The organism is Legionella sp. km772, from assembly GCF_003989735.1.
GTDB lineage: Bacteria > Pseudomonadota > Gammaproteobacteria > Legionellales > Legionellaceae > Legionella.
On the sequence record NZ_RZGQ01000089.1, the window covers coordinates 1 to 11,927 of the forward strand.

Consider the following 11,927-nt stretch of genomic DNA (forward strand, 5'->3'; position numbering starts at 1 on the left):
TTCAATTAACTAAAAATCAGATGAAAAGGCAATCTATTAAGCGGCTCAGAAAAAATGCTGGATGGGATGATTCTATTTTAACCACTATCTTATCTCAAAATTTTTCATGAGGTGACCCTGATTCCTTTATACCGGCTTCACATAAATTTAAATGCTTAGTGTGTAAGTCATTCTGCTAAATTGATTTAATAAATTAATAAAGGATTAATCAGTGATCTACTTGTTTAAAATTATTATTAAGCTAAGATAAATAAATTGCATAATGAAAGGGAGCTTCGATATGCCAGCAAATGATACAAAAAATCTATTAGTCATTTTAGATAACCTCGATGAATTTTCTGGAAAAATGTTAACCCAAATAGCCAATGAGACTATGGAGGGTCGGCAACAACTTCTAAATGCTATTATTCAAGCGAATGAAAAATATAATAAACCCATTGAGACACATGTCACTGGATGGTTTTATTATTTTAGCCGTACTCGTGGGCCCGTAATCCAAAAAGCCATCGATAATATTGAAATTGAAGCCGACCCTATAAAGCGTTTAGAGCTATTTAAAAACTTATTGATTGAAGGCCAATGGAATGTTGGTTCGTTTAATTACCATCTCTTTTTAGAATTGATTAATGGTGTTCCTGGCTATGAAGCTTTAGATGATGAGTCAGCGATGCCGGTAATTAAACGTCTTGATCGCTTACTCCTTAATAAAATGGATGGCTTCATCAGGGAATTTAAGGTAAACCAGCGCCTAATTGCTGAACGAGAACAAAGTCGTTTAGCCTTACAAAAAACGCATGATGGGGTTTTAGATAATATCGTACTTGAGGGCAGTCTGCTTAGCGCCCAACATGCTGCAACAGTACCGTATAAAAAAATTGCCTTTCACTTAATTAAGGGAGATCAGTGGAAGCTTTTTTGGGTAGACCCTAATGGCACTTCCTACGCATTGAATCTAAGTCAGGAATTAGAAACTTATTTAATTAAGCAGGGTATTGAACATATAGAAAAGCTAAACCCTGAATCGATCAAGCGAGTTAAAAAAGAATGCCTAAAAATTCGCGATGCCTTTTTTGAAAAAACTCAAGTGCAAATCAACCCTAAACAGGCAAAAACGGGTGAAGAACTCAGTAATGAACAACTTTGTACGCAAGGGTTAACGAGTGCTTTTGTCGTGCGGGGTAAAGCGGGTAAATTTTCTATTGATTGGATTAACACCCTAGGAAAGGCCATGCCCATTGATTTAGAGGGCTACCCTGAATTAAGTGAATTCTTAGCAAGTCAAGAAGATTTCATCGCTGAAGACTTAGTGCAATTAAAAGCTCACTTATTACAGGTAAAAACTGCCAATGCCTTAGGTATGGGTGATTTTAAAATTAAATTACAAAATTGTTTATTAAATCGCACCCCTCCTAAATTAGTCGAGGCCTCCCAGGTAAAGCGTTTAGACTTAAGCTCCTTCAAAGAATTAGAGCATTGCCTGGCTCAGCGAGGGAAACAACTACCCGTGGTGGACGCTAATGCCTCAGTAGAAGAGCTAGCAGAACCCGAGGAACCGCAAGTACAAAAATTAAATTTCAGTAAATATTCCGCTGTGGCTACTTTATTTGCTCATCGCGCCAATCAACCTGCTAAGGCTCAATGGCTTGATGATACTCCCCCGATGATTATTGAAAACCATTTGTAATCGGGTAACGCCAATCCTTGCCAAAGGCGCGCGGGCTGATTTTTGCACCTGGAGCAGCTTGCCGCCTTTTATACTCATTGCGTTTAATCAGTTTTATTATTTTATCAACAACCTCAGGATCAAACCCTTCTTGCACAATTTCTGCTGCAGTTAAATTATTTTCCACATAACCTACAATAATGGCATCGAGAATTGGATATTCAGGAAGACTATCTTGGTCGGTTTGATTTTCTCTAAGTTCAGCAGAAGGGGCTCTGGTGATAACCCGTTCAGGAATAACCGGTGATTGCTGGTTCCTGTAATGGGCTAAGGCATACACTTGGGTTTTTAAGACATCTTTTAATACAGCAAAACCACCTGCCATATCGCCATATAAGGTTGCATAACCCACTGCACTTTCGCTTTTATTACTAGTGGTCAGCACCATTTTCCCGGTTTTATTGGATAAGGCCATTAATAAAAGCCCCCGAATTCGTGCCTGGATGTTTTCTTCAGTTAAATCGGGTTTGAATCCTTTAAAATCGTCTTTTAAGGTAGCATTGACGGTTTCAAAAATAGGGTTAATGGCAAGGGTTGAATAAGATACCTTAAGTGCTGTTATTTGGGCTAAGGCATCTTCATTACTCATTGCTGCAGTATAAGGGGAAGGCATCATTACCGCATGGACTTTATCTGCCCCTAGAGCATCTACAGCAATCGCTAAGGTTAATGCGGAGTCAATACCGCCGGACAATCCAACGATAACACCTGGAAATTTATTTTTTTGTACATAATCTTTGGTGGCGCAAACTAAGGCTTTATAGATCAATTCTTCGATGTCAAGAAGAGGGGCTATTGGCCCGCCCATACTCTCTTTTTGTAGTTCCACGGTGGTAAGATCTTCAATAAATACGGGAGAACGGGCGCAAAGTAGACCGTGTTTATCAATCGCGAGAGATTGTCCATCAAAGAGTAGTTCATCTTGGCCGCCTATTTGGTTGACATAAATGATATTGACCCCTTGTTGTGTATACTTTTTTATGACCTCTTCGCGTTTAAAATATTTGTCATAATCAAAAGGGGATGCATTAATACTAATAATCGTGGCGACCTCTTCATTGATTAAATCTTCCGCGGGGCCTTCTTGCCATAAGTCTTCACAAATAAGAATCCCTATTTTATGCCCTTCTATAGTCAAGATACAGCTGTCTTGAGGGCCAGGTAAAAAATAGCGCGCCTCATCAAAAATTTCATAATTGGGGAGGTTTTGCTTATGATACTGCCGTATTTTATTGCCTTTATGAAAAACACTTAAACTGTTATAACAGCCCTCTAATTCTAGACTTGGGTGACCTACAATTACATAGCAATCTTTGCTTACTGCTTGAATATTTTTCAAACTGTTTTCTACTGCTTGATAAAATTCTTTACGAAACAATAAATCTTCCGGAGGATAGCCCGTAAGCGCTAATTCAGGAAAGACAATCAGCTGATGGGTATGATGATTATTGTTAATGATTTCAATGATCTTTTTTTCATTTTCACGAATGGCCCCCACGGTGGGATTAATTTGAGCCATAAGTATTTTAAGCGTATTTGAGAGCATAGTTTTAGGGATTTATTTAGAATTAATAATAAAGCAGTTTAATACAAAGTAGGGCTATTCCCAAGATACAACTGTCATTTAGGGTAAAAATTGACTACAATAACTCCTTTTTTTTGGATCAATTCACTGTATGCTAAATGAAGCAATCTCAAAAATGCCAGAGGCGTTTGAGTCAAAAATATTGCTGAGAGGGCAAGAATATTTTTTAAAAGGTCAGGTATTAAATATTCGTTTCAGTGAAGGCTTGTTGCGAGGTCGCGTTAAGGGAAGCTCGAGCCAAATCTACGATGTACATATGGATTTAAAAACGTGGCCAGGAAATCCTTCCCGATGCACTTGCCCACATCAAAAAAACTGTAAGCATGCAGCGGCCTGTTTGTTTGCCTTAAGAGATCGCGACTTACTTAATTCTCCCTCTCAATCCGCCGAGAGGCTCGATAGAAAACTAGATCTATGGCTTAAAAATTTACGTGCTCAAGAAGAACAGCAAACGCCCGCCAAACCGGCATCCACTCACCATCTTACCTATTTATTGCAATTAAAATTAGATGGTTATGAGCATAAGGTAGTGGTCCGTTTAGCACTTGCCAAATTATTAAAAAAAGGAGGCTATGGCAAAAAAATTGTTTTTAATAGTTTAGCTGAATCTAAAAAGCTGCATTTTATTGAAGAAGATGAAGACATCGTAGCTCAACTTTTATATAAATGTGGAGTGATCGGTTGGTTTGATGGGCTAGTTATTCGTAACAGTGAACTGTTAACGCGAATTCTTTCTACCGGACGGGCTTTTTTTGTAGATCAGGACGAAGTTGCGCTTGAGTTGGGAGTTGAGTCAACAGGGACTTGTCAATGGATTCTTGCTGCAAATGGTAATCAACGCTTAGTGCTAACTCAAGACGGAGAAATCCTTGAGCCCCTCCTGTTAGATGAGACTTGGTATTTTGATAAAAATGCGATGCAGATGGGCCGTCTATTTACACCTTATCCCGCCAAACAATTACGGCATCTATTAGACGCACCTCCCATTCCCTTAGAGCAGGCTGAATTGTTGAGTGAAAAAATGGCAGCAACTTGTCCGGAGTTTCCAGCGCCTAAGATCTTTAAACAAAGAAATTTTATCGAAGAAAGACCGACGCCCATATTAATCTTAGATAGTATTCATCAAGCGGATATAGAGTATTCATGGCTTTATGAAGAAGAGGAAATAATAGATGCGGTTTTTATCGCCAAACTTGCTTTTGATTATGGCGGTACAAGGATTGCGCATAGTGAGCTTGGTGCTTTTGTCATGCGTGAACAGGACAATACTTTGCTGGAATACAAACGGGATAATGAATTTGAAGCTTTAAAAAAAGAAGAATTGCATCAATTTATTACTCTACGTCCTGCTGAGCTTTGGGAGGAGCGTCAATGGGATAGGGATGAGGCCTTTTTCATCCTTGAAGGTATACGCGTGTTTTCTGATTTAGATGCGCTGTATAGTAAAGCCATTCCTGCACTAAAACAACAAGGTTGGCAGATTGAATTTGCAAGCCCTTTATATCGTGAGATTATTAGTTCTGATGATATTGAGTGGTACTCCGAGTTAGATGAGCAGTCGAATGACTTTTTCTCTTATCAATTAGGTATCTTAGTTGATGGCAAACCAGTGAGCATTGTGCCTTTGGTGGCTGATTTAATTCAACGTTATACCGGAAGTACTCTTGATTTATTGCCCGATGAGCAACTAGTAACCTTGCCCTTAAATGATGGGCGTGCTTTGCAATTAACGATGGGGCGGATTAAGCCACTAGTGCGGCTCTTATTACAATTTGGCACCCGACAAATAAATGAAGCGCAGCAATTACAGATTAGTAAATATCAATTAATTCTCATGCAAGAGGCTGAACTAGCCCTAGCTGCCACTCAATCACGTTGGCAAGGAGCGGAATTACTGCGCCAAGAATTAAAGCAATTAATCCAAATGAAAGAGCTTCCTGAAGTTAAAGCACCAGCAGGGCTTAAAGCGCAATTACGAGATTACCAACTATATGGTTTGAGCTGGTTACAATTCCTGCGGCTAAGTCGTTTTAATGGGGTGTTAGCTGATGATATGGGCTTAGGAAAAACCATACAAACCTTGGCTCATTTACTTCATGAAAAAGAGCAGGGTCGTTTAACGCAGGCTGCCTTAATTATTGCTCCCACCAGTCTTGTAGGTAATTGGTTTGTTGAAGCCCAACGTTTTACTCCTGATTTAAAGGTTTTAATTTATCACGGCAGTGACAGACATCAGGATAATTTCGATGATTATGATTTAATTATCTCTACTTATGGGCTAATCCACCGGGATAAGGAGAAATTTATTGCCTATCCATTCTACTATCTCATTTTAGATGAAGCGCAATTTATAAAAAATGCCCGCACTAAAACTACCCAGGTCATCCAACAATTAAAAGCGGCTCATCGTTTATGTCTTAGTGGAACACCCTTGGAAAACCATTTAGGTGAATTATGGTCTTTATTTCATTTTCTGATGCCAGGTCTTTTAGGGGATAGTAAACAATTTAGATTATGGTTTCGATCGCCGATAGAAAAACAGGGGGACAATGAGCGTCGCGAATTATTAGCGCGGCGCGTCAAGCCCTTTATGTTAAGAAGAACAAAAAATCAGGTTGCAAAGGAATTGCCCCCTAAGACAGAAATGACCCGTACGGTTGAATTAGTGGGTGCACAACGTGATCTCTATGAGGCCATCCGCATGAGTATGGAAAAGAAAGTGCGTGATGCTATTGCTAAACAAGGTCTGGGTAAAAGTCATATTTTATTATTAGATGCATTACTTAAATTAAGGCAAGTATGTTGTGATCCACGCTTATTGTCTTTACCAGAAGCAGAGATTGCACATGGCACTTCAGCTAAACTTGAAACGTTAATGGAGTTAGTTGATAACCTAGTTGAAGAAAAAAGAAGAGTTTTAATCTTTTCTCAATTTACCTCCATGCTGCAACTTATTGAAGGTGAGCTCAGTGCAAAAAATTATGACTATTTAAAACTAACTGGCCAAACCCAAAATCGCCAAGCTTTAGTTGAACAATTTCAAGAAGGTAGTATACCTATTTTCCTAATTAGTTTAAAAGCGGGTGGTACCGGACTTAATTTAACTAAGGCAGATACGGTAATTCACTATGATCCGTGGTGGAATCCGGCTGTTGAAGATCAAGCCACAGATAGGACACATCGAATAGGGCAAGAAAATCCTGTCTTTGTTTATAAATTAATTACCGCAGGGACCGTAGAGGAGGCTATCTTAGGAATGCAGGAGCGCAAACGACTCTTAGTGGATGGTATCTTAAGCTCTGATGCCTCCCAAACCATGTCGTTAACGGAAGCCGATTTAGAACAATTTTTTATGCCCCTAGATTTGAAACCGGAGTGATTTGTAAGGCGTCTGCGAAAAAAATCTAATAAAAACATAGCAAAGTAAATCATGATGTCTTATGCTTTTAATGATGATCATTATGGAGAACCTTATGAAACTATGGAAGGCTGTATGTGGTTTTTTAGTAAGTTGCTATTTGCCGTTGGCATTTGCTGGTTCCGCTGCAGGCACTTGGACAACTATCGACGATAAAACCGGCGCAAAACGAGCTATTGTTCGTATTTCTGATTCTGGTGGCAACCTAAGTGGTACCATCGTTAAAGTATTTCCTCAACCAGGTGATACTGGTATGTGTCATGATTGCCCAGGAGCCTTTAAAGGTAAGAAAGTTGTAGGTTTAACCTTTTTATGGGGTCTTAAAGCAGATGGGGATAATGAATGGTCAGGTGGTTCTATCCTCGATCCTAAAACAGGTAAAGTGTACAAAGCAAAAGTGACTTTAAAAGGTAATAAACTTTATGTACGCGGTTATTTAGGGGTTTCTTTATTGGGCCGTACACAAGTTTGGGTTCGCTAGAACCCTGGTTCTTTGTTCCCTTTTGCAATGAAAATGAGAATGGGAAATTGCATACATCTTGTCTAGGTTGCTATTTTCCCATTTTTATCAATAGGAACTAAAATTCACCGACCGGTATCGCTGAGATGAAAAATTAAAGCTCAGTTAAGTCAAAGAAAGCTAAACTTGTTAGGCCAAGGTTTAACCTACTATTTATTACTTTTTTAAATACGTCTTTTAGCATACAATGCACTATATTATTATGATTTCCTAGTCCTATGCTCGATACCTCAACGCCTAAAAAAACCAATATTGATCCTTTAAAGCGACCTCCCCATTCTGCGGAGGCGGAGCAGGCTATTATTGGTGGTCTGATGCTCGATAATAATGCCTGGGATAAAGTGAGTTCTAAATTATGTGATACGGATTTTTATCGCACAGAGCATCGGATTCTATTTAGAGCTATTTCTTCCTTGTCTAAAAAAGAGCAACCTTTTGACGTGGTTACTCTCTTAGATGTATTGAAATCACATAATGAATTGGATGATGCGGGTGGGGAGGTTTACCTATTCGAGCTCGCTAATAACACCCCAAGTGTTGCCAACATCGCAGCCTATGCTGATATTGTTAGAGAAAAGTCTGTACAAAGGCAATTAATTGCTGTGGCCACTGAAATTGCTGATTCCGCCTATAACCCTGTAGGCCGTCAAGTACCCGAATTATTAGACATTGCTGAAAGTAAAGTATTTGCTATCGGTGAACAAACGGGGGGTGATGGGGGTCCTGAAAACATTAAATCAATTTTAGTGCGGGCAGTAGAAAAAATCGATGCTTTATACCATAGTGGCGATGCGATTACTGGTCTGGCTACAGGTTTATCCGATTTAGATGAGATGACGTCTGGATTACAACCCTCTGATTTGGTGATTGTGGCCGGTCGTCCTTCCATGGGTAAAACCACTCTTGTAATGAATATGGCAGAACATGCAGCTATTAAATCGGGGAAGCCGGTTCTGGTATTTTCAATGGAAATGCCCTCTGATTCCCTGGCCATGAGGATGATGTCTTCCTTGGGCCGCATTGATCAGCATCGTATTAGAACCGGTAAATTAGAGGATGATGATTGGCCTCGTGTCACATCAGCAGTCCATATGCTTTCGGAAGCTCCTTTATTTATTGATGATACGCCTGCCTTAAGCCCCAGCGAGATGCGGGCTCGCGCACGTCGTTTGGCTAAAGAATATGGCTCCGTAGGATTAATTGTGGTGGACTATCTCCAGTTGATGAAAGTTCCTGGGTTTGGAGCGGATAATAGAACCGCCGAGATCTCGGAAATTTCCCGCAGTCTTAAATCCTTAGCTAAAGAACTCCAGTGTCCGGTAATTGCTCTGTCTCAGTTAAACCGAAGCTTGGAGCAACGCGCCGATAAGCGTCCAGTCATGTCTGACTTAAGGGAGTCTGGAGCGATTGAGCAAGATGCGGATTTAATTTGTTTCATTTACCGGGATGAGGTTTACAATGAGGACAGCCCTGATAAAGGGGTTGCCGAAATTATTGTAGCCAAACAAAGAAATGGTCCTATTGGACGCGTGCGGGTAGCCTTTATCGGTAAATATACTCGTTTTGAAGACTTAGCCTTTGGTGGCTATCAGGGAATGGATTAATGTCTAGACCGACACAAATAATCATTGATTCCAATGCCTTATTACATAATATAGCTAAGATAAGAGCCTTGGCGCCGGGTAAAAAACTTATTACCATGGTTAAAGCCAATGCCTATGGTTGTGGCTTAAATAAGGTGGTTCCAGTTTTAGAAGGGCAGGTCGATGCTTTAGGGGTGGCCTGTCTTGAAGAGGCTATGAGCATCCGGGCTATGGGGATGAAAACGCAATGCATTTTATTTGAAGGCGTGTTTACTTCAGAAGAATGGCAGCTCGTTTCCCAACAAGAATTTCCCTGTGTTATTCATCAACAGCGGCAATTAGATTGGCTTTTAAATACCCCTCTTCCTAAACCTGTCAGCATATGGATTAAAGTAAATACTGGGATGAATCGTTTGGGTTTTCCTCCCAGTGAGGTATCGCGGGTAATAAAGCAATTAAAACAATGCTCTTGGGTTAATCACGCTCTAAGTTTAATGACTCATTTAGCTTGTGCTGATCAGCCAGAGCGAGAGCAAAACCAGCAACAAATTTCCTTATTTAATTCGATTGAACTCTCAGGCGTAAGCCAGCGAAGCATTGCTAATTCAGCCGCCATTCTATCTTTTCCTGAAACTCATGCTGATGCCGTAAGGGCTGGGATCATGTTATATGGGGTTTCACCCTTTTCTGAGCAAACAGGACAAAATTTGGGTTTAAAACCGGTTATGCGTTTTGTTTCAGAAATTACCGCCATCCATCATAATCCGCCTTTTTCTTTTGTCGGTTATGGCGGTACTTGGCATAGTCAACAATCCTCTATTGTGGGAATCATTCCCGTGGGTTATGGTGATGGCTATCCGCGCCATCTGTCCAGCAATACGCCCGTATGGGTTAATGGTTGGGAAGTTCCAATCATAGGCCGAGTTTCTATGGATATGATGGCGGTGGATTTAACTGCGCATCCTGAAATACAAATTGGCGATGCAGTAGAGCTGTGGGGGACCCAGATTGCGGTCGAGCGTGTTGCTGCATCCGCTGGGACTATTGCTTATGAATTACTTTGTCAAATTACAGAAAGGCCTCGTCTTCTTTGAGATGAATGTTTATGGATAATAAATGTCCTTGATGGTAGAATAAGCCGCTATTGCTAAACTTTTATTCAGGTGAACTATAATGAAAAAATTAACTGTTGCAGCCTTATCTTTTTCAGTTTTATTGGTAGGTTGTGCACCAATGAATAATGAAGGAGTAGGTACTATTGGTGGGGGAGTTATCGGTGGGTTGATCGGTAGTCAATTTGGTAGTGGTTCAGGTAAAGTGATGGCTGCTGCAGGGGGCGCATTATTAGGCGCTTATTTAGGCGGTCAAATTGGTAAAACCATGGATAAAGTAGACCGTATGGAAATGCAGCGTGCTTTAGAGACTGCACCTACAGGCAGAGCCGTTGTTTGGTCGAACCCTGATAGTGGTAACCGTTATACCGTTAAACCTGTGCGTACTTATTATCGCTCTTCTCAGCCTTGCCGTGAATACATCACTAAGGCAGTTATTGGTGGTAAAACAGAACAAATCTACGGCAAAGCCTGCCGTCAAGCTGATGGTTCTTGGCGCGTAGTTAACTAAGCCTCTTACTTCGAGGCACGAAAGTCGAGTTTGCCCTCAGATCTAGCTTTGCCCCATTCACTATCTTGAATGGGGCTCATTTCCTATTAATCAGTGCGCTTACTACAAAGCTGAGTAATCCACCATTTAAACTAAGCCTTCTTCTAAATCATTTTATTTAACACTTCCTCAAATTAAAAACGGGATGCTATAGTATTCTTTTTACAATTAAAAAGATGGACATTTATGTTAGCAACAATTCGATTCATGTTGTTTTTTCTGTTTAGCATGCAAATTTGCGCCAGTGCATCCACTTTTTCATGGTACAACATTGATTCCAAGCAACAGGCCACCTTAAATGTAGAGCTTTTCCTTTCAACAACCTGTCCGCACTGCCACAAAGCGGATGAATTTTTTAAAGAAATTGAGCCTAAAAATCCTTGGTTGCATGTACAGCGTCATTTTATTAATCAAGATAAAGAAGCATTAACCTTATTTAGCCAATTTTTAGCGGAGCAAAAAGTTAGTGATTTCGCGGTTCCTTCCATATTTTTTTGTAATACACGCTGGTTGGGTTTTATTAGTGCTGAAACTACGGGCAAGGATCTTATGAATGCCTTGAATTATTGTAAGCAACAAATAGAGCAACAAGGTAAGCTAAGCACGCCTTCGGTTGATGTCATTAAGCGTTGGGCTAATGCTAATATGTTCAATTCCAGTGTTACAGAGCAGCCAAGTATTTTGCATTATTTAATGGCTGTTGTCTTTTTAGACAGTGCTAATCCCTGCGCTTTATTTTGCCTCTTATGTTTATTTGGTCTACTGTTTATTCAAAATAGCAAAAAAAATCAATTTCTTACTGGGATTTTGTTTGTTGCGGCAATTGTACTAGTGCATTGTGTCCAGCAGATGCAAACTAACGTTTTTTACCAAGTACTGCCTTGGTATAGGATTATTGCTGTGTTAGTGGCTTTAAGTAGCCTCTACCTGGTAGTGCGATATTATAAACAACAAGTATTAAAACCTTATTTATTATTTACTTGGACTTTTTTCTTTTCCTTATCCGTGTACGCTTACCAACAAACTTGCGTGATGAATTGGGCTTATGTCTTCCAACAATGGTTAACGAATCAAGAATTAGCTACAGGACAGCAGATAGCCTTGCAAGTTATCTATCAATTTTTTTATGTTTTGCCTTTAATAGTCTTGTTGTTAGTCTATTTATTAGTTAGCTCTACTAATTTTTTCCATAAATTTAAACCTTCTTTAGAAAATATGGGGCTAATATTTCTTGCGCTTACTGCTTTGGTACTACTCATTCAGCCAGCCTTATTATCCGCCTATCTAATCTCATACTTAGTCTTTTTAATAGGGTTTATTAGCTAGGTCCGGGGATCTGGAACAAAATTCAGGAAAAATAAGAGCTATTCCCGGTTTGTTAGTTCATTCACCTTACTCTCAGAATGGCTTATCCACAAGTCCATAGGCCAGGAGAG

Annotated in this window: 8 protein-coding genes; 7 read left to right on the forward strand and 1 reads right to left on the reverse strand. The window is 39.9% G+C overall.

The features are described from left to right. The first annotated feature begins 280 nt into the window (after positions 1 to 280). Complete coding sequence (locus ELY15_RS09790; protein ID WP_127099489.1) at positions 281 to 1,684, forward strand: hypothetical protein; 1,404 nt, start codon at positions 281 to 283, stop codon at positions 1,682 to 1,684. Here the strand turns inward: ELY15_RS09790 and ELY15_RS09795 are convergent. Further along, the gene (locus ELY15_RS09795; RefSeq protein ID WP_233586612.1) at positions 1,665 to 3,242 is read right to left on the reverse strand and encodes an NAD+ synthase; all 1,578 of its coding nucleotides are present in this window, start codon (positions 3,240 to 3,242) and stop codon (positions 1,665 to 1,667) included. The genes ELY15_RS09790 and ELY15_RS09795 overlap by 20 nt on opposite strands. A gap of 157 nt (positions 3,243 to 3,399) precedes the next feature. Between ELY15_RS09795 and ELY15_RS09800 the strand changes: the two genes are divergently transcribed. The 6 genes from ELY15_RS09800 (at position 3,400) to ELY15_RS09825 (ending at position 11,817) form a co-directional block, all read left to right on the forward strand. Continuing rightward, the gene (locus ELY15_RS09800) at positions 3,400 to 6,687 is read left to right on the forward strand and encodes a DEAD/DEAH box helicase (RefSeq protein WP_127099491.1); all 3,288 of its coding nucleotides are present in this window, start codon (positions 3,400 to 3,402) and stop codon (positions 6,685 to 6,687) included. A gap of 94 nt (positions 6,688 to 6,781) precedes the next feature. Further along, a complete protein-coding gene (locus tag ELY15_RS09805) occupies positions 6,782 to 7,207 on the forward strand; it encodes a DUF2147 domain-containing protein (protein ID WP_127099492.1) in 426 nt (141 codons plus the stop codon). Between the two features lie 257 nt (positions 7,208 to 7,464). Further along, entirely contained in the window at positions 7,465 to 8,850 is a 1,386-nt protein-coding gene (gene dnaB / locus ELY15_RS09810) for a replicative DNA helicase (RefSeq protein ID WP_127099493.1), read from the forward strand. After that, a complete protein-coding gene (gene alr / locus ELY15_RS09815; RefSeq protein WP_127099494.1) occupies positions 8,850 to 9,923 on the forward strand; it encodes an alanine racemase in 1,074 nt (357 codons plus the stop codon). Before dnaB ends, alr begins: the two co-directional genes overlap by 1 nt. Before the next feature lie 79 nt (positions 9,924 to 10,002). Then, complete coding sequence (locus tag ELY15_RS09820; RefSeq protein ID WP_127099495.1) at positions 10,003 to 10,452, forward strand: RT0821/Lpp0805 family surface protein; 450 nt, start codon at positions 10,003 to 10,005, stop codon at positions 10,450 to 10,452. Positions 10,453 to 10,677: 225 nt separating this feature from the next. After that, complete coding sequence (locus ELY15_RS09825; protein ID WP_127099497.1) at positions 10,678 to 11,817, forward strand: hypothetical protein; 1,140 nt, start codon at positions 10,678 to 10,680, stop codon at positions 11,815 to 11,817. Positions 11,818 to 11,927: the final 110 nt, after the last annotated feature.

Bases quoted from the DNA above. Each gene is read 5' to 3' on its own strand.
- ELY15_RS09820 (WP_127099495.1), top strand. From the start codon at position 10,003: ATGAAAAAATTAACTGTTGCAGCCTTATCTTTTTCAGTTTTATTGGTA.
- ELY15_RS09795 (WP_233586612.1), bottom strand. From the start codon at position 3,242: ATGGCTCAAATTAATCCCACCGTGGGGGCCATTCGTGAAAATGAAAAA.
- ELY15_RS09805 (WP_127099492.1), top strand. From the start codon at position 6,782: ATGAAACTATGGAAGGCTGTATGTGGTTTTTTAGTAAGTTGCTATTTG.
- ELY15_RS09825 (WP_127099497.1), top strand. From the start codon at position 10,678: ATGTTAGCAACAATTCGATTCATGTTGTTTTTTCTGTTTAGCATGCAA.
- ELY15_RS09800 (WP_127099491.1), top strand. From the start codon at position 3,400: ATGCTAAATGAAGCAATCTCAAAAATGCCAGAGGCGTTTGAGTCAAAA.
- alr (WP_127099494.1), top strand. From the start codon at position 8,850: ATGTCTAGACCGACACAAATAATCATTGATTCCAATGCCTTATTACAT.
- dnaB (WP_127099493.1), top strand. From the start codon at position 7,465: ATGCTCGATACCTCAACGCCTAAAAAAACCAATATTGATCCTTTAAAG.
- ELY15_RS09790 (WP_127099489.1), top strand. From the start codon at position 281: ATGCCAGCAAATGATACAAAAAATCTATTAGTCATTTTAGATAACCTC.